Raw genomic sequence first — 21,386 nt, 5'->3', positions numbered from 1 at the left:
TCGACATCGAGCGAGCGACCCGCACGTTCCTGTATTCGTCGTCACGCGTATTTATGCATCGCAGGCGTTTCATATTCGCCGCGGCAAGTGCCGCGGGCGCAGCGCTCGCGGCGCGAGCCGCACCGGGCGACCACTTCGAAATCGTCTATCCACAGATCAGGCCCGGCAGGGATGTGCACGCGGCGTTCGCACTCGCCACGCTCGATCTCGCAATGAAAGCGGCCAACGCGTCGTACACGACGCGCCAGCTCGAACTCGTGATGGAACGGGGCCGCGCGCTCGCCGAACTCGCGAGCGGCACGAGCATCAACCTTCACTGGACGAGTATGGAGGCGCAGGCCGAGCGCGGCCTGAGTGTCGTGCATATTCCAATTCATCGCGGGCTGATCGGGTATCGCGTGTTTCTGATCCGGCAGGACAGGCAGCCCGATTTCGACAGGATAGAAACGCTCGACGATCTGCGCTCGATGACGGGCGTGCAGGGGCTAGGCTGGATCGATACGGAGATCATGCGCAACGCGGGCCTCGTGGTGCAGACCCCGTCGACCTACGAAACGATCTTCAAGATGGTGGAAGCAAGGCGCGTCGATTATTTTCCGCGCGGCGTGATCGAGGCGTACCCGGAGATCGAATCGCGTAAGGACACGGAGCCGAGCCTGGCCGTCGAAAACCGTTTGCTGCTCGCGTATCGCTCCGATTTTCTGTTCTATGTGTCGCCGACTCACGAACGGCTCGCGGCGACGATCGCGCGGGGCTTTGCAGCGGCCTGGCGCGACGGCACGTATCTGAAACTGTTCAACACACATCCGTATATCCAGAACGCGCTGAAGCGCTCCAATCTGGCGGGCCGGAAAATCATCCGGCTGGATAATCCGTTCCTGTCGGATGAGGATCGCGCGATTCCCGACATGTACTGGCTGCACCTGTAGCCGTGCCCGTTTCGGTTCTGCTCGCGTCGATGCTATTGATGACCATGATGGCGTCTCCGTGATCAGGACATCCACTGCATGCTTTGCTTCGACTGTATGTCACAACGTGATGTAAATAAGCGTTCGTGATCGACGATGGCTCCGCAAAACGCGCGTTGCGGACCACGGTTTGAGCATGCTGGTTGGTCCGTCACCGCTGCAAATTGTCCCAACATGTAGAAAAACGGAACAACAACCCAGGGTAATTACCGAGGAAAGACTGTTCAAAAATTGTCAAATGATGTGTTTAGAATGATGGTTCTAATGGTGCTTCGCACAAACCATTCCTCGGTCGCGAACACCCATGCTATTTGCATTGCACAGTGCGGCCCCGCTGTGCATATCGCAAAATGCTAATTAGTAAGACTAACGGAGTCACGTCAATGAACACTCGGAATTCCGCAGGTGTCATATCGGCGTGGGAGCCCGGTATTTCCGCTCTCCACGCTTGGGCCAATCCCGTTGTTCGGGAAACGCAGTCGATCACGGTGCTCAATCTGCATACCATTAACCAGCTGAACGGCGAAGTGCTGAAGACCATGAGCACGCTGGGCAGTGCTCGCAGTCTCGCCGATTGGCCCGCGCTCCAATGGACCGCGGCCGCTGGCCTCGTCACGCTGCTGGCCAGATATGGCGACGAACTGGGTAGCATCGTTGCACGGCTGAATGGAGCACTTCAGGAAGTCGGACAAACACAAGCGAAAAAGAACGACATCCAGGTTCGCTCCGTCGTCGACGCATTGCGAAGCCGCACGCAAGCGACTGCATCCGCAGTGACTTCGGCGTTAGCGACGGCGCTTTCCACGGCACCGACGCCGGAAGCGCTCGCACGCCAGGAAACCGACGAGGCCATCGCGCGCGCCGCAAGCGCCGCCGTCACGCGTCCGCACAAAGCGGTTGTCGATTAATCACACCAGGCACCGGCATACGCCGGATCATCTACCGACACGCGGCGTCGCAGTCAATCGCGAAACGCGCATGCCGCAGGAAGCGGCGAAGATAAAGGATCAGTCGGGGAGACCAGTCAACGGCTGCATCTGCGAACCAGCCGGTTGAGCATCAGGAAGCTTCGCATTGAACGTCTGATAGGTGTAAAGGATGACTAATCGAATTGCTGTGGTAACGGGCGGTATGGGCGGTCTTGGCGAGGCCATCAGTATTCGCTTGCACGATGCGGGCTACCGCGTGGTCGTGACCTGTTCGCCCGGCAACACGTGTAGCGACGAATGGCTTGCTTCGATGGAAGCGTCGGGTCGTTCGTTCTATGCGTATCACGTCGATGTCGCCGACTACGACTCATGCCACGCATGCATCGCGAAGATCACGGCTGAAATCGGTCCCATCGACATCCTCGTGAACAATGCGGGCATCACGCGCGACATGACGCTGCGCAAGCTCGACAAGGTGAACTGGGACGCCGTCATGCGCACGAATCTCGACTCCGTTTTCAACATGACGAAGCCCGTCTGCGAAATGATGGTTGAGCGCGGCTGGGGACGCGTGATCAATATCTCGTCGGTGAACGGTTCGAAGGGGTCGGTTGGGCAGACCAACTATGCGGCGGCGAAAGCGGGCATGCACGGCTTCACGAAGTCGCTTGCGCTCGAAGTGGCGCGCAAGGGCGTAACCGTCAACACGATATCGCCTGGCTACCTCGCCACAAAGATGGTCACGGCGATTCCGCAGGACATCCTCGATTCGAAGATCCTCCCGCAGATTCCGGCCGGCCGGCTTGGCAAGCCCGAAGAAGTGGCCGCGCTCGTCGCGTTTCTGTGCTCGGACGACGCAGGCTTCATCACAGGCGCAAACCTGGCCGTAAACGGCGGCCAGCACATGAACTGATTTTGTATCGACGATAACAAGGGCTCGCTCAGATCCGTCCGGAACACGGAGCCAAGGCCCGAAGGAAGAAGTGGTGGAGACGAAACAACAGCTGTATCAATGCCGGTGCACGAATCAGGTGGTCGTCGTGAACCGGATTTTTGGGCCGCGTACACCGGCGGATCGCGATGCGGGCCGCTTCCGCGAACTGGTTTTCGAGCAGTGCGTGCATGCGGGCAATTGTCCGAAGTCCGGCCAGTGTCCGCTCTGAAAACCTCGTACGGTGCCGCAGGTGTAGTTGCTACAGGGGATGGCAATGAACGAAACATGGATTGGCGTGGCGCTTGGAGGATCCGTGCTGTTGATTGCGTTGCTGTCGATGGTCCAGCACTATCGTCGCGAGCGGTTGCGCGCGGAGTTGCTGAAAAATCTCGATCACCATAGCTGGTGCCGTTTCTCGCGCGCGCGACGCTGAATGTTTGCATAGCGCGTGAATTATGCCGCCGCGATGGTGACGGTGCGCGCGACGTCGACGACGGCAAGGCGTATCGCGTCGATCAGCGCGCGCGCAGCGGGCGACGGTGCGCCCGCTGCGCGCAGCGTTAGTCCTATATCGCGCCGCGTATTGTGCAGCTTCACATCGAGCACGACCAGTTCGCCCGACTGACATTCGTGATGCAATTGCTGCGCAGACAACGCCGCCAGCATGTCGGTGCCGAGCAGCAAGCCGCGGATCACCGCGAGGTCGGCGGTTTCGACCGACGGCATCGGTGGCTTCAGCTTGACTCGTTTGAATTGCGCTTCGAACAGGGCGCGCGCGGGCGCATGGCTGCGCGGCACGATCCATTTCACGTCCTGCAGATCGGCGACCGTCAGGCCGCGTTCGTTCGCAAGCGGATGCGAGCGGCGCGCGAGCACGACCATGTCTTCCGACATCAGACGCTCGTTCATCAGGCCGCTCGACGCGTCGTTCTCGCGCAATGCGCCGAGAATGAAATCGATATCACCGGCACGCAACCCCGCGACCAGCGTTTCGTACGCGCTTTCGTCGGTGACGATGCGCACGCCCGGATGCTTCGCACTCATGCTCGCGATTGCCTTCGGCAGAATCAGCGTGCGCCCGAGCGGCAACGCGCCCACCGTCACTGCGCCCTGGATATAGCCATGCAATGCGGCGATGTCGTCGGGTACGTGACGCAGTTCGTTCAGTGCGCGGCGCACGTGTAGCAGAAACGTCTCACCTTCCGTCGTCAACAGAATGCCGCGCGGACTGCGATGGAAGAGCTGCAACCCGGAACCGCTTTCGAGCACGCGAATCGCGGTGCTCACAGCAGGCTGACTGATGCCGAACGCCTTCGCCGCACTCGGCATGTGCCGATGGCGCGCAAGCGCTGCGAACAGTTGCAGGCGACGGGTGTTGAGCAGATAAGCGGGCAACGAACCTTCCGCTGTGAGACGCCGCCGTGCCTGACGCGCGGCGCACCATCGCGCGAGTTCTTCGAGTTCGGCGAAGAGCCGCTCACAGCGATGCAGCACTGCGCGGCCGACGGGCGTTGGGAGCATGCCGGAAGGCTTGCGATCGAAGAGCGGTTCGCCGAGGGCCGCTTCGAGTTCCTGTACCGAACGCGTCACGGCCGACTGCGCGCGAAACAGAGCTGTCGCAGCGCGCGTCGCGCTGCCCGTGTCCGCAACGAGTTTGAAGGCGCGCAACTGCGCGATGTTGAGAAAGTCTTTGCTGCTCACGGTATCGCCCGTTGGGAAATGCGGATTGCCGGAATCGACCGTGCCGGCGTCATGCCGCGCCCGCGATCAGCCGCAATGCGGGCAACGACAGATTGAGGCTTTCCTTCGATATGTGCGTATGTTCCTTCATCAGCGCTTCGACACGCGCGCCTTCGCCGTTGACGAGCGCGCCGACGATGGCATGATGCTGACGATGCGCGTAGTTGAGCATCGCGAACTGACGTTCGCGCGCGGATTCGTCGAAGGCGATCGTTGATGGCGCGACGAACGGAATCTTGTCGTTGAGACTCAACGCAGCATTGATCGCGGCGTTTTGCGCGGCTTCGACGATCAGCGCATGGAAGCGGCCGTTCATCTCCGCGTAGCGCACGTCGTCGCCCTCCTTCAACGCGCCCGCGCCGAAAATGTCGTCGCCTTCACGTAGACACGCGTTCAGTGATGCAGCAAGCGCGGCCGGCACGCCGCTTTCCGCGACGGTGCGTGCGGCCAGACCTTCCAGCACGCCGCGCACGTCTATCGCGTTCAATACGTCGCGCACGCCGAACCGTCGCACGACATAACCTCGCGCACCCGACCGTTCGAGCAGCGCTTCGCCGGCCAGCACGCTAAATGCGTAGCGCAGCGGCGTGCGGGACACGCCGAGCCACTGCGCGAGTTGCGCTTCGACGAGACGCTGGCCGGGTGCCAGCTCGCCCGACAGAATCCTCTCGCGCAGCGTCTGCACAATCGCCTGCTGTGTTGTCTCGTTCATATGTTTCGACTCATTGGCTGGTCAGTATAGCGGTGCTCGTATCGGCATCACAACGCTTATCAAGGCGATTGCGACTTCGCTCGCCTACCATCTGTTCTGTTTATCGGCTCCTATGTCGGCGGGCTTCGCGACCGGTTTTGTCGAAGCCCATGCCGGGATACCAAAGTGCTTGATCTTTCGGGATGCAGCGTCAGCAAGCAGCATCTTCCATCCCGCCGAAGCCTTGTCTTACCCAATCTGTCCGAGGTTGTATGTGGTTTACCCGCACTACCTCGAAAGCGTGTCGCGTCTATATCGTTGTATCCCACGATTGCCATAGAGATGCGTTTTCGGTCCGGCAGGCCGATGGGTGACACGCGCGATTTCTATGTCGAAAACGAATCGGGTCAATGCAGAACATGACGCTCGAGCAATCAAAAGAAACCAGACAGCAGTACAACCGGGAAGATGGAGGTCAGAAGAATGAAGAGGAGTACCAGCAGCGCAAAGGCAGTTGTCATCGGGGCTGCCCTCGTCGGCTGCGCGCCGGCATTCGCGCAAAGCAGCGTCACGCTTTACGGCATCGTCGATAACGGGCTCGCTTACCAGAGCAGCTCGACGTCGCTGGGCTCAACGAGCGGCGGACACTCGGTCGTCAAGATGACACCGGGCGTGTGGGCGGGCAGCCGCTTCGGCTTGAAGGGCGGCGAGGATCTCGGCGGTGGCACCCGAGCGATCTTCCAGCTCGAATCGGGCTTGAATTCCGCGACGGGCGCGGCTCAGTACACCAACGCGCTGTTCGGCCGCCTTGCGTATGTCGGCGTCACGAATCCGGCCTACGGTACGTTCACTGCGGGCCGCCAGTACGCGTCGTATTATCAGTTGCTGTCGCCGTACAGCCCGACTACATGGATCACGGGCTTCTATGGCGCGCACCCTGGGGATATCGACGGTCTGGACACGATCTACCGCGCGAACAACACGCTCGAATACACTTCGCCGAAGTTGTACGGGCTCACCGTGAGCGGGTCGTATTCGCTCGCGGGCGTGGCAGGCAGCGTAAGCCAGGGCTCGACGTGGACGACGGCCGTCCAGTACGCAATGGGTCCCATCGGCCTGGCAGTCGGCTTTTCGCGCATCAACAACTCGACCTCGGGCGGCGGCGCGTGGGGTTCGGATTCGACGACGTCGAACGGCGGCTCGCAGATCGGCGTATCGGCGTTGACGAACGGCTACCAGACCGCGCGTGCGCAACAGCGCTTCGCTGTAGGCGGCGGCTACACGTTCAACAGCGCGTGGGATGTCACGGCGACGTACTCCAATGTGCAGTACATCCCCGGCATCAATTCGAAGTTCACCGATACGGCGATCTTCAATACAGGTGGCGTCGTGCTGCACTGGAAGCCGGTAACGGTGTGGGATCTTGCTGCGGGTTACAGCTACACGCGCGCCACGCAGGCGAACGGCATCAAGGATAGCGCGACGTATCAGCAGTTCAATCTCTCGCAGTACTACGCGCTGTCCAAGCGGACGGGCCTTTATGCGCTCGAAGCCTATCAACGCGCAAACGGCAAGACGCTCGGCACGAACGGCTCGAGCCAGATCATCGAAGCGACCGCGACGATCGGCGATGGCTTCAATACGACGCCGTCGTCGACGGGCAGCCAGTTCGCGTTTGGCCTCGGCGTCATTCACCGCTTCTGATGTAGCGCGTAGCGCTCGTCGCTTTTGAACGCGGAGACGACGGGCGCATGTCTGCAAGGACCAGCGAAAACTTCGCTGTGTGGTAGCGTAGCGGCATCCCTCCGCTACGCTTATCGCACATCATGTCCACTTCCGAAAGCAAAGTCCCGCGCGTGCTGTTGACCAACGACGACGGCATCGACGCGCCCGGTCTCGCCGTGCTCGAAGCCGTTGCCGCCGAACTCGCCGAAGAAGTGTGGGTCGTCGCGCCTGAGCACGATCAGAGCGGCACGTCCCATTCGATCAGCCTGCATTCGCCGTTGCGCGTGAGCCGTCAGGGCGAGCGCCGATTCGGCGTCGTGGGCACGCCGGGCGATTGCGTCGTGATGGCCGTGCGTCATCTGATGCGCGACACGCCGCCGACGCTCGTGCTGTCGGGCATCAATCGCGGCGGGAACCTTGGTGTCGAGACCATGTTTTCCGGCACGGTCGGCGCGGCCATGACGGGGCTGCTGCTGGGCCTGCCGTCGATCGCGCTGAGTCAGACCTTCCGCGACCGTGAGAATGTCCGCTGGGATACTGCGCGTGCGCTCGCGCCCGGCGTGATTCGTCTGTTGCTCGCGATCGAGCACGACGAGCCCGTGTGCCTCAACGTGAATTTCCCCGATATCGATGCATCGGCTGCGGGTCCGCTGACGCCGACGAAGCAGGGCGTAGGCCTCGTGAAAGGCATCGACGTGTTGCCGCACGTCGATCCGCGCGGGCTCGAATATCACTGGCTGCGGTTTCAGCGCGGTCCGCGCGAGAATGCGCCCGACAGCGAAACGGCCGTGGTGGCGTCGGGCCGCGTGTCGGTGACGCCGCTCTATTTCGATCGCACGGACGAGACGACCTTCGCGAAGCTGTCGTCATCGCTGGGAGGCGTCTAAACCGTCACGGCAGCGTCATGCCGCGCATGCCCAGCGCGGCGCGACGCGTGACGATCAACCGCGTCGATGCTTCGACAGCGTGATGGTCTCGAACAGATCATATGTGCCCGTCGGTGTCGTATCGGCGCCCGGCGCGTGATAGTAGTTCATCGTGATCGAGGTCTTGCCGCCGCGCGAACCCGGATCGTAGTCGAACACGGCGATACCGTAGCCCGTACCCGTATCGCGCTGCGCGGACCAGATCGCGTCCTCTAGCGCGTCGGCGCCGGCGCGCGTGAACGTGCCCGCTGTCGCACCCGGAACCGGGCGATTCGGCTTCGTGAACACCTTTGCCTGCGGGTTGCCATTGCCCGTATCGACGCCATACACGTCGAGCGGCGCGCTCGTGCCGCCGCCGCCGAGAATCAGATGGATCGTGCCGTGGCTCGTATCGAACGTGTTGCCGTTGCTCGCGTGCGGGTGAGCGGCGGGCCTGGGTTGCAGCGTGTCGACTTTTTCGCCCGTCGTTGCGTCGATGCCTGCATGATGGTTGCAGCCGCGCACAGGGTAGCTGCGTTCATAGTCGTGGTCGTGGCCGCACAGCACGAGATCCACGCCATAACGATCGAACAGCGGCAGCCACGCTTCGCGGATGCCCTTGTCGGAGCCGTTGCCCGTCTTCGACGACGTCAACGCGTCCTGATGCATCTGCACGACGATCCAGTCGATATCGTCATCGTCCTGGGCATCGCGCAGTGTCTTGTCGAGCCAGCGCGTCTGCTCGCCGTCGCTGTAGCCGCGCACGTAGAACGACGTGCCCGGCTGGATGGGGGGATGGCCCGTGCTCGCCGCAGGCACGAGCGGCGCCGGGCCTGCGACGAATGCAGCGGCATCCTGATACACGACATCGTCCGCGTCGAGCGAAATGAACAGCACCGAGCTCACGCGGAAGCTGTACCAGCGCCCCGGGAAACGCGTGCCGTTGTGCGGCAGCGTATAGCGTGTCAGATACGAATCGAAGCCTTGCGCGCCGTTGTTGAATTCGATTTCGTGATTGCCGGGGCACGGCATCCACGGACGATTCGCCGCGGACGTCTGCGCGTTGTTGCCGAAATCGCGCCACACGGCCGGTTGTTGCGTCGGGTTCAGATTCGCGTAGCAAAGGTCGCCATTCAACAGGTGAAAGAGCGGCTGGAAACGCTCGACGGCCTGCACCGCAAATTTGCTTTGCGGCGACGACAGCACCCAGTGGGTGTTGGGCGTCGCGAGGTCGCCATAGCTCGTGAAGCGGAACGCGGTACGCCCGCGCGGTGCTGTCTTGAAGGATGCGGAGAACGGCGCGCCCATATTGCTGTCGTTGTCGGCTGTGACTTCGTACTGATACGTCGTCGCGGCCTTCAGCCCATGAAGACGTGCGTGATACGTGAACACCACTTCGCCGTTCAGCCCGTCCGTATACGTGCGCTGTACCGCATGCACGGTTTCCTTGCGCTCGCCGCTCGCGCCGAAACGCACGCGCGGATTCGCGGCGGCCGCCGCCGAGCCCCACGACACCACCACTTCGTTCGTGGGATCTTCGCCCCACGTCAGATGCACCTGTTCGGGCGTGCCGTCGGGCGTCGACGAGCCGGCTTTGGCGGCTCCCGCGAAGGTGCCCGCCGCCGTGGCGAATCCCGAAGCGCCCGCGAGCTTCAGAAAGCCGCGGCGCGAAAAGCTGGGTGACTGCGCGTTCGTGGTGGAGTGCGAGTCGCCGGATTCGACGGGCGTGTTATCGGGGGTGTTCTTGTTCGACATGTCGTTTGTTCTCGTGGTGGAAGGCAGGCGACGCACGCAAACGCAACGGCGCAGGCTCGCCGGTGCTGGAAAGAACGGGAAGGAAGCGTCATTCGGGCAACACGATATTCCAAAACCTGTTACCTCGCTGTGACAGCGCCCGCCGCGATTTGCATGTATGAATAGCTCGCGATCGAGTTGGAAAGCGCCATGTCGATGATGTGATAGACGATTGAAGCGCGCATGTTTTCACCGCGCATACACACCCGCATGCAAGCGGGGTGTTGTATCGATGCACACGTATAAGGGCAAATCAATACTTGCGTTACACCTTCGCGCCGCCACACGGTGAATCACACGATTGAATTCACGTTTGCTTACACACGCACACATCTTCACTTTGCTATTTGCATAGAGTGGTACCCAGGAAACGACGCCGGGAGAGCCTGATGAAAGCAACAAACGCATTGAAGATGGATGGCCGTTTCGGTCGAACCGCACGCGTGGCGTGCTGCTCATCATGACGCAAGCCTATGAACAACCACTCGATGAAGACGTCGTCGTGCACGTCGAGGCGCAGCCGTCGTCGAAGGGCACATGCGTGACGGTGCAGGCGAACGGCAGGTCGATGTCCGCGGAATACAGCGAGTTGACGGGGCAACTGTGCCTGAGACAGGACGGCGTGGTGGTGCAGGAATGGTTCCCGCCGCATTCGTGGTTCGCAATTGCATCGGTCGCAGGGGCGAGTCGTTGGGGCACGCAGCCGAGCGCCGACGATCTGCACGCGCTCATTCGCAATGAACTGATGATGAGGCGGGGCGATTAGCGCCGGGGCGCGCGGGACGGTGACCGTCGCGCGATAGTATGATCGCCTCGCATATCCGCGAGGAGGGCAACGTGACAGTCTCCCGTTTGCGCAACATTCCCGGCATCGGCGTCGACAGAATGGGCGATGCCGCCGACGCCGCGCAGAACCGTAATGTCCTGCGGCTCGAGAATCTCGACACCGACCTGAGGCCGCCCGTCGAAGCGCTACGAAGCACGCACCAAGCCGTCGACGACGACAACGCCAACAGCTATTTGCCGTTCACGGGACAAACCGCGTTGCGTCAGGCCGTCGTCGCGCGAATGAAGCAGTCGACGGGCTTGGACTACGACGCGAGCAGTGAGTGCATCGTCTCCGCCGGGGGCCTCGCGGGCATCTTCAATGTGTTGCTGTCGATTCTCGAACCCGGCGATGAAGTCGTGCTCACCGATCCCACGTACGCGGGCCTTATCAATCGCGTGCTGCTGGCGGGCGGCGTGCCGAGGTTCGCTCGCCTTATCCCGTCCGCAGACGGCTGGCGGCTCGACGTCGATTCTCTCGCAAGCGCAGTGAGCCCGCGCACGCGCGCCTTCCTCATCATGTCGCCGTCGATGCCGAGTGGCTTCGTCGCGAACGCAGCTGAATGGAACGCGATCGCGGATCATTGCCGCCGCGCAGATGCATGGCTCGTTTACGACGCGGCCATGGAGCGCATCCTGTTCGACGGACGCCGCGCGATTCATCCTGCGGCGCTGCCCGACATGCGCGCACGCACGTTCACGGTCGGTTCAGTGTCGAAGGAATACCGGATGATCGGCTGGCGTGTCGGCTGGATCGTCGGTCCCGCGCGCATCATGAGCGACGTGAGGCTGGTGAGTCTGTCGAACGTGGTCTGCCAGGTTGGCATCGGTATGCCGGGCGCGACGGCTGCCCTCACGTGCACGGACGATGGCGTCGCACAGTGCGTTGCCGAGTGGCAGGCGCGGCGCGATTTTCTGTTGCATGCGTTGCGCGATCTGCCGCGGGTGCGGCCCGATGGCGGTTGGTCGCTGCTGATCGACACGTCGCATTTCGGCTTGGCGCCGCCCGATGCCTCGCGTCTGTTGCTGGACAAGGGCGAAGTCGCCGCGACGCCAATGAACGGCTGGGGGCCGCAAGCGCAACGGTATCTGCGCTTCGTATTTGCCAACGAACCCGTTGCGCGTCTTGCCGATATCCGTGAACGCATACGCGCCGCGTGGGGCGTCTGATACGAGCGGTGCAAGCCGCTCAGTCCGCCTGCATCCAGTGAAGCACCCGGTGCCAGTGCGCATCGTTCATTGCGCCGAACCAGTCTTCGTGATTCGCGTCGGGCAATAGCATCAGATGCGCGCCGGAGTGCGAGTCCGCGAGACGTTTCGCATGGGTGATGGGGATCAGCGTGTCCTGCTGCGCGCCGATCACGACGAGCGGTCCGTCATAGCGTCCGAGCGCGGCAACGGAATCGAACGGATCGTGCAGCATCCAGCGCACGGGGAAAATCGGGTAATGCGTCGAGGCGACGCTCGCGAGCGAGTCCCACGGCGTGATGAGCGCAACGCCTGCCACGCTGGCTTCATTGCCTTTGATGGCTTGCGCTGCCATCCCCGCTCCCAGCGATTCGCCTACCAGATAGAGACGTCCGGGCCATTGCGCACGCGCCGCGCCGAGTGACTCACGCGATGCGGCGAGGGCCGCCAGCATCGTGCGCTTGCCTTGACGGCTTCCTTGCCCCGGATATTCGACCACGACGACGCGGTAGCCGTCGCGCACGAAAATCTCGGCGAGCGGCAACTTGTTTTCCGCCGTTTCCGCGTTGCCGTGAAAGACCATGAACGTGCCGCGCGGTTGCGCGCCGGAGGGTGTTACGAGATACCCTGCATAGTCGCCATTGACGTGCCACGGCTCGACGTCGTAGCCGGCATGATGTCCTGTCGGTGGACCGGCGAGTTCGATCGACGCGGGCAACAGCATTCCGTCCTGCATGAAGTAGAGCGCGACCAGTGTGACCACATAGGCCGCGAGCGCGATGCGAATGCATAACGTAATCAGCGACATGCCCGATGCCCGCCACGTGTCGTGAATCTGATGAATCCGCGATTCGACGAACCGTCGAAGCCGCTGTGGGCTTTGAGCAGGTCGTCGGGACGTGTCTTTGCCCGCCGTGGCGGGCGGAACTGGCAACGAGGCTAGGCGTGCGCGTGACGGTCTTCTGCGAGCGCTTTCAGGCGTGCTTCGCCCGCGTCTTTGGCGGCCGCACGATTCTTGTACGTTTCGTCGGAAACGATCGTGCGTTTCACTTCGCGTGCGCCGAAATCGACGAGCGTGATCACCCACACGTAGTCGCCCGCCTGCTCGGCTGTTTGCACGAAGGCGCGTACGTCAGGCTTTTCGTCTGCTTTCATCGTGACCTCCATATGAAGTCGTGCACCAACGGCGCACACGCAGCGTCGTGAATGCCCGCGCGGCTTGCGCGGGCGCCGTGCGGCCGTATGCACGTGAAAACGATTCTAGCCGATCAGATCGCCCTCGTAAGAGGCAGGTCACGCTCGCGCACACTGCCGTGCTTCGGCCAGCAATATGGCTGATGTATGCTGCTGGTTCTTCAGGCAGATCGACAGGTAAGAGGGAACACATGCGGCGGGTCGTATTCAATCAGAAAGGTGGTGTCGGCAAATCGACTATCGTGTGCAATCTCGCGGCCATCAGCGCCAGTGAAGGCTTGCGTACGCTCGTCATCGATCTGGATGCGCAAGGCAATTCGAGCCAGTATCTGCTCGGCTCGCGCGCAAGCGAGGTTCACCCCAACGTCGCGGGTTTCTTCGAAACCGCGCTGACGTTCAGCTTCAAGCCGGTCGACGTGACGTCGTTCATTCATCCGACGCCGTTCGGGAATCTCGACATCATGCCCGCGCATGCGGATCTGGATGCGCTGCACGGCAAGCTCGAATCGCGCTACAAGATTTACAAGCTGCGCGATGCGCTCAATGAACTGGACATGTACGACGCGATCTACATCGACACGCCCCCTGCGCTGAATTTCTACACGCGCTCCGCACTGATTGCCGTCGAACGCTGTCTGATTCCCTTCGACTGCGACGACTTCTCGCGCCGTGCGCTCTACACGTTGCTTGACAACGTGAAGGAGATTCAGCAGGACCACAACGATGCGCTGCATGTGGAAGGGATCGTGATCAACCAGTTCCAGCCGCGCGCGAGCTTGCCGCAGCAACTGGTCGACGAACTCGTGAGTGAAGGCCTGCCCGTGCTTGGTTCGCGGTTGTCGTCGTCCGTGAAGATCCGCGAGTCGCATCAGCATGCGAAGCCTGTGATTCATCTCGATCCGAAACACAAGCTGACGCAGGAATATCTGGCGCTGCATCGCGAACTGGCGGGCTGACGGAGTCGCGCGGCGCAGCCAATGCTCGCCAAATTCCAGAGCGCATTCATCAGACTTATCGTATCGATTCGAACGGTCGTGCGCATTGAGTCGCATCCCGACGCACACAACACGGGTATCGTTTCTAAAGAAAACCTGACTTCGTTGTTTTCCAAAAAAGACAACCGGAGGCCCGTCAGTACGACGGGCTTTTGGTTTTATAGCGGACTTTCGTGGTCTTTTGACAGGCCGGCAAACGTGTCAGTAGTCTTCGACGATGGCGTGATTCAGGCCGAATGTCTTCAGCACATGGAGCACGCGTTCGGAGACCACGAGTCGCGAATCGGCGGCAAGCCCGAAATCGTTGCGCCCCGCTACCCCTGTCACGGACAACCAGAGAAACTCCGGCAATGTGCGCTCCGGATAGACTTCTCTAAACGACTCGCTGACAGTCAATTCCATTTCGCGGCATTCGTAGCCGCTCGCGTTGAGTTCATTCAGTGCGCCGGCTGCTTCTCGCGTAACGATGAGGGCGGGAAAGCTTTCGAGCAATGCATCGCCCAGCCAATTGATAATGCGGTAATGCAATCGGGTAATGGCGGGTGGATGGACGCTTAAATCCAGTACCGTGTTCTTTCCAAGGCCGCCGGCTACTTCTGGTTCGACATAGTAATATGCCATATCGCATTTGAGATGGGAGTGATCGCTAATTTGGCTCACATTCCGGTTATAGCATAATGGCGGTCAAAAATTTTTTCCCAATACGAAAGGCAATGTAATAACGTGGCGGAGTGACGCAATATACTACGCACTGTGCATAAAAGAATTGGCGATAATAGAGGTTGAATTATTAGCGTTGGACAACGGCAACAGGAAACGCACTTCACCCTTGCCAGTATTGCGATGGCTGCATGACACACGCGTCCGCTGTGCTGCGGATAGAGCGAATCGTGCGGTAAGCTGCTGACGTCGTGCCTTTGGGTGAGCTTCCCGATGAATGAGCAGACGCTTGAATCATTTCACGTCGAACAGCTGATTCCGGACTTTGCCGCGCCAGTGCTGGCGCAACTCAGCCAGGATCGCACAGCGATCGAGGCCGCGGAGGTCAACACGCGGCAATGGATGAGCGATGCTGAGGGCACATTTACGCCGGGCTCCGAGATCCATTTGCGCGAAACTTGCCGGATGTTTCGCGAGACGTTCAATCCATACCGACCGGCCGTGCTCGACTGGCCGGAACTCGACCCGCAGGCGCGCGAACGCATCGTATCGCTGCCCATCTGGGACATCGCCGTGCAGACGGAAGGCAAGGCGAGGTTGCGGATGGCTGCCTATGCAGCGACCATTGCGAACCCCGATATGCGCAATGCGCTTGCGCTGAATGCCTGGGAAGAGAGCCGCCACAAGGACGTTCTATCGCGATTGGTCGCCGCCTATGGCATCGCCCTGGCGAGCGAAGCGCCCTATGCGTTCCCGAAAGATGTCGAATGGGCCTACCTGGTGACGGGCTTTAGCGAGTGCATCGACAGTTTCTTTGCTTTCGGATTGTTCGAAGTGGCGCGCCGCTCCAAGCTGTTTCCGCCTGAACTGATCGACACGTTCGAGCCGGTGATGCAGGAGGAGTGCCGTCATATTCTTCTGTTTGCGAACTGGCTTGCCTGGCATCGCGTGCAGCTGTCGTGGCGGAAGCGGATCGCGTTCGAACTCAAGGTCGCTGCCGTATGGCTGTTTCTGGGCTGGGAACGCATCGGACTCGCGCGCTCGTTGGATGCCGACGGCAACGAGCAGAAGCAGGATAACAATTTCACCGTGAGCGGTGCACAGGCGGTATCCGATGTGGACATCGATGTGCGCGAGCTGATGTTGTTGTGTCTCGCGGAGAATGACCGGCGCTTCTCGGGGTACGACGTGCGCCTGTTGAGACCGCAGACCATGCCGGCGCTGGTGCGCTTCGCATTGCGTTTCATGCGTGCAAGGAAGGCATGTACATGACGCGTCACGCATCGAAGCAAACTACGGGTGCCGACGGACTGGACAGTCCGCATGTCTTCAGCTTCGCGCCGAACGGCGACGGCTTCCTGCTTGACGGAAAGCCGTTTCAGATCCGCAGCGGAGAACTGCATCCCGCGCGGATTCCCGTCGAGTACTGGCGGCACCGCATTCAGATGGCAAAAGCGATGGGGATGAACACCATCGCGCTATACGTGATGTGGAATTACCACGAGACGCGCGAGGGGACATTCGACTTTCAGACGGACAATCGCGACATTGAAGCCTTCATACGCCTTTGTCAGGCGGAGAACATGTGGGTGCTGTTCAGGCCGGGGCCCTACGTATGCGCCGAATGGGATCTGGGCGGCATTCCATCGTATCTGCTGAAATACGCGGATATCCGGCTACGCACGGATTACGCGAGCGACGCGCGTTACATGCGCGCTGTCGAGCGTTACATCGACGAACTCGTGCCTCGCGTGCGGCCGTTGATGGCACAGGACGGCGGCCCGATTCTGATGATCCAGATCGAAAACGAATTCGGTTCGTTCGACCGCAATCGCGCCTATCTGGAGGAACTGAGGCAGTTGTGGATGCGCGGCGGCATTCCCGGTCCGTTCTATACGGAAGACGGCGTCGTGCAACTCCAACAGAATCTGTCATATGTGGCGGACGGTGCGATTGCTCTGAGCAACGCCAACGCCGCGCAGATCGACGCGGTGCGCAAGATCTTTCCTTCCGTGCCCGCAATGGCGGGCGAGGTCTATCCGGGATGGCTCACGCATTGGGGCGACGACGCATTCCAGGGCACATCCGTCGATCTTTCCGCCACGCTCGATGAGTTGATGCGCAACAAACAGTCATTCAATCTGTATGTGATTCATGGCGGCACGAGCTTTGGCTTTTACGCTGGCGCGAACGTGGATGCGGACTCGGGCGAGTATCAGCCCGACATCACGAGTTACGACTATGCTGCGCCCATCAATGAGCAGGGTGCAGCGACCGCACGCTACCTGACATACCGCGGCATCATCGCGCGGTATCTTTCTGCACCATTGCCCGATGTGCCCATGCCCATCGCAACGATTCCCTCGATGGACTCAAACGGCATTCGGCGGTTGATGCCGCGACGATTTGCGTCGCTCTGGGACAATCTTCCCGCTGCGCTTGCGCCCGCAGACACGATGCAGCCGCAGCCCTTCGAGATGTACGGCCAGGCATTCGGCTTCGTGCTGTATCGGACGAAACTGGAGCGCTACGCGGGCGGCATGCTGGACATCGGCGATGTTCACGATTACGCGACCGTTTTCGTCGGCGATCAGTATGCGGGCGCAGTGTCGCGCACGCGCATACGAGAGCAGTTGGCTTCGCCACGGAACGTCGTGCATCGACAGCCGGTTGCGTTGCCCGATGCGTCGTCTGCCCCGCGCGCCAGCGTATTGCTGGAGATTCTCGTCGAAGGCATGGGCCGCGTGAATTACGGGCATTCGATGATCGATCGCAAGGGCATAGTCGACCCCGTCGTCATTCACGATGCGTCGGGCGCAAGCGAAATTCCACAGGGCTGGGAAGTCGTGCCGTTGCCGATGGAGACTTCGTTTATCGAGAACCTGCGTCCGATCTGTTCCGACGCCAGCAGGCCGGGCATCTTCTTCGTGGCGACGCTATCGATCCGTGCCACCGGCGATGTCTATCTGGACATGAGCGAATGGATCAAAGGCATCGTATGGGTCAATGGCCGCAATCTCGGGCGTTACTGGCATGTCGGTCCGCAGAAGCGGCTCTATTGCCCGGCGCCGTGGTTGAAGCCAGGTGACAACACCCTATTGATCTTCGATTTGCATCAGACCGACGCGAAGCCTGTGAGCCTCACGTCGTCACTTTCATAGTGGGGTGCAGCAGATTCAAACGTCGCACTCGACGGGAGAGAGTTCGAGCGTCAGCACCTGAAACGGGTCCAGGCGTATGGCTTGCGGGCGCCGTGCGTCCCATTGTGTTGCGACGTTTGCATCGCGCTCTGTGAACGGAAATCGTGCGGTGAACCGACCTCCAACACCATCCGGCAGTTCGAGATGCGCTTGCAGATCGAGCGCGAAGTCTTTCGCACGATCATCCGGATTGCGCAGCGTCACGATCGCTTTCGACGGCGTCCACGCAGCCCAGCCATAGACATCGAGTTCATCCGGCGCGCCGCCGACCCAGTGGCAGTCGCGTAGTACGTCGGCATGCGCGCGCGCCCAGCGGGCCGCTTTCGCGAGCACGTCCCAGTCGCGATCACTCAGCAACGACGGCGTGACATACAGTTCCTGCAACTGCGTCCCGCTGCCGAAATAGGAAAGCACTTCGTGCGCGAACGCATGCGAGGGATCGCTGTTGAGTTGTGCGTTGGCCTGCGCATAGATGATGCCGTGAAGCATCAGCGAATTGAGCGGAAATAGCGGGCTTCGGCACACGACGTTGCGGTACGTTTGCGCGTCGCGATACGTGATCCAGCGCTGGCGCTCGCTGCCCTTGCCGGCGAAACCGCAATCTGCGCCGTCCCGCCAGATCGAATCGACATAGCGCAGCCAGAATGGCGATGCCTGCGTGCCCGTCGACAGGTTGACGAACACATCGCGATTCACGCAGCGCATGTCGTCGATGAGTCTTATCGCGGCATCCCAATCGCTATTGAAACGACTGCCGGCGACGACCGTATTCGCGTTGCCCGTGCCATCGAGCTTGAAATGGTTGACGCCGTGTTTCGTCAGAAGATCCATCGCGACTTCGTGGAAGCGGCGATAGTACGCCGGACCCGACAGCGCGAAGCCGTCGCCGGCCGTTTCGTATCCTGTCGCGCGGCCGCGCGTCACGCGCTCGGTTTTAGGCGGGCCGTAGCCGCCCCAAGGGGACAACCATACACCGGGTGCTGCGCCATAGCGCGCCGCGGCCTCTCTCAACGGCGCGAAGCCGTTGGGAAATGCATCGCTGAACGTCCAGGTGCCGCTGTAATCGTCCCAGCCGTCGTCGAACACGAATGAATCGATTTGCACTCCGCGCTTGTCGTGCAGTTCGCGGCCCGTCGCGTGAATGCGTTCGATGGCCTGATTCTGCGTATAGGTCGTGAGAAAGCCGATGTCGTACCAGGAGTTGTAATGCAGGAAGGGACAATAAGGTCGCGCACGTTCGCGCTCCAGGCAGGTTGCGAAATCGCGGCGCAGCTGGCCTTCGCGAAACACGCCTGCGACAACGGAATAAGCAAGCGTCTTGCCCTTTTTGAGCGGCAGTGTGCGCGTGACGCTGAAGCAGACGGTGCCGTCGCGGATTTCGCTTTCCGCCATCGGAAGCTCGAAGCCGAGATACACATTCCCGTCGACGACTGGCACTGCCGTGAGGTTGCCGGCTTTTCGGGCAGACGGCGCGTACGTCCGCCATAATGCAACGGACGCAATATGCTCGTCCTGCAACAGCGCAGTGATGGACAGATGCTGGCGAAGATAACGTGCGCCGTCGCGCTGCTCGATACTCCATTCGACGCGCAGGCGCTGCTCGCTATCGCCGAACGTCGCGATCACGCGCCGCCCTGCATGACGTTCGGCTTGTCGCAGCGCATCGGCATCCGCGCACAACGCTTCTTCGCGCAGGGGCGCGACGAGCCGCAACCCGGCCGCCCCAACCGTGCGGCCATCCGCTAACGTGAGAACGAATGGCGCGTCGATCTGTAGAGCACGTCCATGCGTACGATCGAAGAGGCAAACGTCGCACAGACTATCGTCTGCGATGGTCCAGTCCAGTTCGATCGCGTCATTGCCGAACGCATAGCGTTCGCCTCGCACACGCAAGCGGGGCGCGTCAGAAGGTTCCAAAGAGGCGTGATGGGCTTGCATGCTGCGCGTGGCCAGTCACTTCACCGTCTGGAGCACCTCGAATCCTTCGAATTCCGGATGGCCCAGATAGAGCGCACGCGATTCATGGCCTGCATTGCGATGCGCGGCGCGGAACGCGTCGGATTGCGTCCATGCTTCGAACGCAGCGCGATCCGCCCATACCGTATGACTCGAATACAGCACGTGATCTTCGCGCTGTGGACCCTTCAGCAGATGAAACTCGACGAAGCCGGGGACGTCTTTCAGGTGTGTGTCACGCGTCGTCCACACTTCCTCGAACGCGCCTTCCGAACCCAACGCCACCTTGAACCGGTTCATTGCGATGAACATGACTCTCGCTCCTGAATGATTGCGATGTGCCGCGAAATTGCTCTTCAGGTGAGTATACGCACAATCGTGCGGCGACAAGAACGCGAGCAGCCAACCATCACTCGCATCACCGCTCACGTGCCCACCGTGCGAATCCCGCGCACACGATCAGCAGCGACCCCGTCGCAAAAAACACCGCGTGCATGCCGAGATGCACGGCGATCTCTCCGCCGATCACCGGGCCGAGCACCTGGCCGCTGAACTGGGCCGATTGCAGATAGCCGAGCATCTGTCCCGTACGGCTTTCATCGACGGCATGACGCGCCAATTTCGCGATCGCGGGCAAGAGACCGGCGAGCGACATGCCCATCAGTGCGCGCAACGCGGCCAGCTGCCACCATTGTTCGACGAACGCTTGCGGAATCATCACGAGGCCCGTCACGACGAGACAACCGACGATCACGTTCCAGCCGCCGACCCGGTCCGCAAGCGCGCCGAGGCGCGCTGCCGTGAACATGCTGCCGAACGCCGAGCACGCCATCACGACACCCGCAACGCGAGCCAGATGATCCGGCGCGACGCCAAGGCTGCCCACATAGACGGTGATGATCGGCTCGATCGACATATTGGCGAGCAACACCATCATTGCCGTCGCGAGCAGCGCGCCGATCACGGCATAGCGGGTGCGCGGCGCATTCGCTTCGGCAGTGGTGCGCGCGGCTTTGCGCTTCGTGTCGATGGCGGGCTGGAAATTTTCCCTGACGACGAAAATCGTCAGCAGTGCGGCGACGGCGATCACCGCGCCGCCCGCGAAGAACGTACCGCGTATGCCGATCCAGCCCGGCAGCAGGCCGCCGATCAGCGGGCCGACGAGGGCACCCGCGAGCGAGCCCGTCGACAGCAGGCCCAGCGCCCATCCGGCGCGTTCGCGCGGCGCCTGTGTGCCGACCATGACAGTCGACGCCGACGCGTAGCCGCCGACCAGACCGGCAACCAGCCGCAGTCCGACGAGTTCGTAGACGTTATGCGCGATACCGATCAGCGACATCACCACGGCCATGCCGACGGCTGCGCGGATCAGCATCGGCTTGCGTCCGTAACGGTCGGCGAGACGGCCCCACAACGGCGCCGTGAGGGCCGTGCCGAGGAACGTTGCACCGAACGCGACACCCGACCACTGGATCACATCCGCCTGCGATGTCACGCCAAGCTGCTTCACATAGAGCGGCAGGAACGGCAGCAGCATGCTCAGGCTGACGAGCGTCGTGAAAGAGCCGAACACGCAGACGAACAGATTGCGCATCCAGTATTGCTGATTGCGTTCCGTGTAACTGACGGTCGGGACATCCGGCGCGTTGCGCAGCGAGACGGAGGTCATGGGCTGGTTCATG

At 61.3% G+C, this 21,386-nt stretch carries 21 protein-coding genes; 12 read left to right on the top strand and 9 right to left on the bottom strand.

From position 1 onward, the window contains the following. Window positions 1-53: 53 nt before the first annotated feature. From BPHY_RS32645 to BPHY_RS42745, 5 genes are all read left to right on the top strand, one after another. The gene (locus BPHY_RS32645) at window positions 54-929 is read left to right on the top strand and encodes a hypothetical protein (protein ID WP_041766204.1); all 876 of its coding nucleotides are present in this window, start codon (window positions 54-56) and stop codon (window positions 927-929) included. Window positions 930-1,351: 422 nt separating this feature from the next. After that, a complete protein-coding gene (locus BPHY_RS32640) occupies window positions 1,352-1,876 on the top strand; it encodes a phasin family protein (protein ID WP_012405743.1) in 525 nt (174 codons plus the stop codon). 190 nt (window positions 1,877-2,066) lie between these two features. After that, entirely contained in the window at window positions 2,067-2,810 is a 744-nt protein-coding gene (gene phbB / locus BPHY_RS32635) for an acetoacetyl-CoA reductase (protein WP_012405742.1), read from the top strand. A gap of 73 nt (window positions 2,811-2,883) precedes the next feature. Beyond that, window positions 2,884-3,060, top strand: coding sequence for a hypothetical protein (locus BPHY_RS42150; RefSeq protein WP_157686882.1), 177 nt, complete (start codon window positions 2,884-2,886; stop codon window positions 3,058-3,060). 45 nt (window positions 3,061-3,105) lie between these two features. Then, window positions 3,106-3,264 (top strand): hypothetical protein, encoded by a 159-nt coding sequence (locus BPHY_RS42745; protein ID WP_167538900.1) that lies wholly within the window; start codon window positions 3,106-3,108, stop codon window positions 3,262-3,264. Between the two features lie 20 nt (window positions 3,265-3,284). On the opposite strand, the gene BPHY_RS32630 is transcribed toward BPHY_RS42745, so the two are convergent. Further along, a complete protein-coding gene (locus tag BPHY_RS32630; protein WP_012405741.1) occupies window positions 3,285-4,532 on the bottom strand; it encodes a LysR family transcriptional regulator in 1,248 nt (415 codons plus the stop codon). A 49-nt stretch (window positions 4,533-4,581) separates the two neighbouring features. Further along, window positions 4,582-5,283, bottom strand: coding sequence for a GntR family transcriptional regulator (locus BPHY_RS32625; RefSeq protein WP_012405740.1), 702 nt, complete (start codon window positions 5,281-5,283; stop codon window positions 4,582-4,584). A 462-nt stretch (window positions 5,284-5,745) separates the two neighbouring features. On the opposite strand from BPHY_RS32625, the gene BPHY_RS32620 reads away from it, so the two are divergent. Next, window positions 5,746-6,966, top strand: coding sequence for a porin (locus BPHY_RS32620; RefSeq protein WP_012405739.1), 1,221 nt, complete (start codon window positions 5,746-5,748; stop codon window positions 6,964-6,966). A gap of 122 nt (window positions 6,967-7,088) precedes the next feature. Then, complete coding sequence (gene surE / locus BPHY_RS32615; protein ID WP_012405738.1) at window positions 7,089-7,874, top strand: 5'/3'-nucleotidase SurE; 786 nt, start codon at window positions 7,089-7,091, stop codon at window positions 7,872-7,874. Between the two features lie 54 nt (window positions 7,875-7,928). Here surE and BPHY_RS32610 read toward each other — a convergent pair whose 3' ends face one another. Continuing rightward, window positions 7,929-9,647, bottom strand: a complete 1,719-nt coding sequence (locus tag BPHY_RS32610; RefSeq protein WP_012405737.1) for a purple acid phosphatase family protein — start codon at window positions 9,645-9,647, stop codon at window positions 7,929-7,931. Window positions 9,648-10,146: 499 nt separating this feature from the next. Between BPHY_RS32610 and BPHY_RS32605 the strand changes: the two genes are divergently transcribed. Continuing rightward, entirely contained in the window at window positions 10,147-10,452 is a 306-nt protein-coding gene (locus tag BPHY_RS32605) for a hypothetical protein (protein WP_012405736.1), read from the top strand. Window positions 10,453-10,523: 71 nt separating this feature from the next. Continuing rightward, complete coding sequence (locus BPHY_RS32600) at window positions 10,524-11,681, top strand: pyridoxal phosphate-dependent aminotransferase (RefSeq protein ID WP_041766201.1); 1,158 nt, start codon at window positions 10,524-10,526, stop codon at window positions 11,679-11,681. Between the two features lie 19 nt (window positions 11,682-11,700). Here BPHY_RS32600 and BPHY_RS32595 read toward each other — a convergent pair whose 3' ends face one another. Further along, window positions 11,701-12,507 (bottom strand): alpha/beta hydrolase, encoded by an 807-nt coding sequence (locus BPHY_RS32595; RefSeq protein ID WP_012405734.1) that lies wholly within the window; start codon window positions 12,505-12,507, stop codon window positions 11,701-11,703. Window positions 12,508-12,638: 131 nt separating this feature from the next. Beyond that, a complete protein-coding gene (locus BPHY_RS32590) occupies window positions 12,639-12,854 on the bottom strand; it encodes a hypothetical protein (protein ID WP_041766195.1) in 216 nt (71 codons plus the stop codon). A 230-nt stretch (window positions 12,855-13,084) separates the two neighbouring features. On the opposite strand from BPHY_RS32590, the gene BPHY_RS32585 reads away from it, so the two are divergent. Next, window positions 13,085-13,849: a ParA family protein gene (locus tag BPHY_RS32585; RefSeq protein ID WP_012405732.1), complete on the top strand. Its 765-nt coding sequence runs from the start codon at window positions 13,085-13,087 to the stop codon at window positions 13,847-13,849. Window positions 13,850-14,089: 240 nt separating this feature from the next. Here BPHY_RS32585 and BPHY_RS32580 read toward each other — a convergent pair whose 3' ends face one another. Then, window positions 14,090-14,509 carry a hypothetical protein gene (locus BPHY_RS32580; protein ID WP_012405731.1) on the bottom strand — a complete coding sequence of 140 codons (420 nt, stop codon included), beginning with the start codon at window positions 14,507-14,509 and terminating at the stop codon, window positions 14,090-14,092. Window positions 14,510-14,821: 312 nt separating this feature from the next. Between BPHY_RS32580 and BPHY_RS32575 the strand changes: the two genes are divergently transcribed. Both BPHY_RS32575 and BPHY_RS32570 read left to right on the top strand, forming a co-directional pair. Further along, complete coding sequence (locus BPHY_RS32575) at window positions 14,822-15,820, top strand: hypothetical protein (protein WP_012405730.1); 999 nt, start codon at window positions 14,822-14,824, stop codon at window positions 15,818-15,820. Further along, window positions 15,817-17,709 carry a beta-galactosidase gene (locus BPHY_RS32570; RefSeq protein WP_041766190.1) on the top strand — a complete coding sequence of 631 codons (1,893 nt, stop codon included), beginning with the start codon at window positions 15,817-15,819 and terminating at the stop codon, window positions 17,707-17,709. The genes BPHY_RS32575 and BPHY_RS32570 overlap by 4 nt, the downstream gene beginning before the upstream one ends. Window positions 17,710-17,724: 15 nt before the next feature. On the opposite strand, the gene BPHY_RS32565 is transcribed toward BPHY_RS32570, so the two are convergent. The 3 genes from BPHY_RS32565 to BPHY_RS32555 all read right to left on the bottom strand — a co-directional run bounded on the left by BPHY_RS32565 (window position 17,725) and on the right by BPHY_RS32555 (window position 21,385). Next, entirely contained in the window at window positions 17,725-19,686 is a 1,962-nt protein-coding gene (locus BPHY_RS32565; RefSeq protein WP_012405728.1) for an alpha-galactosidase, read from the bottom strand. Between the two features lie 15 nt (window positions 19,687-19,701). Further along, window positions 19,702-20,016: an antibiotic biosynthesis monooxygenase family protein gene (locus BPHY_RS32560; RefSeq protein ID WP_012405727.1), complete on the bottom strand. Its 315-nt coding sequence runs from the start codon at window positions 20,014-20,016 to the stop codon at window positions 19,702-19,704. Between the two features lie 106 nt (window positions 20,017-20,122). After that, a complete protein-coding gene (locus BPHY_RS32555; protein ID WP_012405726.1) occupies window positions 20,123-21,385 on the bottom strand; it encodes an MFS transporter in 1,263 nt (420 codons plus the stop codon). Between the last annotated feature and the right edge of the window lies 1 nt (window position 21,386).

It is taken from the genome of Paraburkholderia phymatum STM815 (assembly GCF_000020045.1).
GTDB classification, from domain to species: Bacteria; Pseudomonadota; Gammaproteobacteria; order Burkholderiales; family Burkholderiaceae; genus Paraburkholderia; species Paraburkholderia phymatum.
Note: the sequence above shows the minus strand (reverse complement) of the source record. Positions and strands in the feature narration are given on the sequence as shown.

What these genes read in the sequence shown, in the direction of transcription:
- BPHY_RS32560 (WP_012405727.1), bottom strand. Translation starts at nt 20,016, where the DNA reads ATGTTCATCGCAATGAACCGGTTCAAGGTGGCGTTGGGTTCGGAAGGC.
- BPHY_RS32645 (WP_041766204.1), top strand. Translation starts at nt 54, where the DNA reads ATGCATCGCAGGCGTTTCATATTCGCCGCGGCAAGTGCCGCGGGCGCA.
- BPHY_RS32640 (WP_012405743.1), top strand. Translation starts at nt 1,352, where the DNA reads ATGAACACTCGGAATTCCGCAGGTGTCATATCGGCGTGGGAGCCCGGT.
- BPHY_RS32565 (WP_012405728.1), bottom strand. Translation starts at nt 19,686, where the DNA reads ATGCAAGCCCATCACGCCTCTTTGGAACCTTCTGACGCGCCCCGCTTG.
- BPHY_RS32610 (WP_012405737.1), bottom strand. Translation starts at nt 9,647, where the DNA reads ATGTCGAACAAGAACACCCCCGATAACACGCCCGTCGAATCCGGCGAC.
- BPHY_RS32620 (WP_012405739.1), top strand. Translation starts at nt 5,746, where the DNA reads ATGAAGAGGAGTACCAGCAGCGCAAAGGCAGTTGTCATCGGGGCTGCC.
- BPHY_RS32595 (WP_012405734.1), bottom strand. Translation starts at nt 12,507, where the DNA reads ATGTCGCTGATTACGTTATGCATTCGCATCGCGCTCGCGGCCTATGTG.
- BPHY_RS32585 (WP_012405732.1), top strand. Translation starts at nt 13,085, where the DNA reads ATGCGGCGGGTCGTATTCAATCAGAAAGGTGGTGTCGGCAAATCGACT.
- BPHY_RS32605 (WP_012405736.1), top strand. Translation starts at nt 10,147, where the DNA reads ATGACGCAAGCCTATGAACAACCACTCGATGAAGACGTCGTCGTGCAC.
- BPHY_RS32625 (WP_012405740.1), bottom strand. Translation starts at nt 5,283, where the DNA reads ATGAACGAGACAACACAGCAGGCGATTGTGCAGACGCTGCGCGAGAGG.
- BPHY_RS32590 (WP_041766195.1), bottom strand. Translation starts at nt 12,854, where the DNA reads ATGAAAGCAGACGAAAAGCCTGACGTACGCGCCTTCGTGCAAACAGCC.
- BPHY_RS32570 (WP_041766190.1), top strand. Translation starts at nt 15,817, where the DNA reads ATGACGCGTCACGCATCGAAGCAAACTACGGGTGCCGACGGACTGGAC.
- BPHY_RS32575 (WP_012405730.1), top strand. Translation starts at nt 14,822, where the DNA reads ATGAATGAGCAGACGCTTGAATCATTTCACGTCGAACAGCTGATTCCG.
- BPHY_RS32580 (WP_012405731.1), bottom strand. Translation starts at nt 14,509, where the DNA reads ATGGCATATTACTATGTCGAACCAGAAGTAGCCGGCGGCCTTGGAAAG.
- BPHY_RS32555 (WP_012405726.1), bottom strand. Translation starts at nt 21,385, where the DNA reads ATGAACCAGCCCATGACCTCCGTCTCGCTGCGCAACGCGCCGGATGTC.
- BPHY_RS42745 (WP_167538900.1), top strand. Translation starts at nt 3,106, where the DNA reads ATGAACGAAACATGGATTGGCGTGGCGCTTGGAGGATCCGTGCTGTTG.
- phbB (WP_012405742.1), top strand. Translation starts at nt 2,067, where the DNA reads ATGACTAATCGAATTGCTGTGGTAACGGGCGGTATGGGCGGTCTTGGC.
- surE (WP_012405738.1), top strand. Translation starts at nt 7,089, where the DNA reads ATGTCCACTTCCGAAAGCAAAGTCCCGCGCGTGCTGTTGACCAACGAC.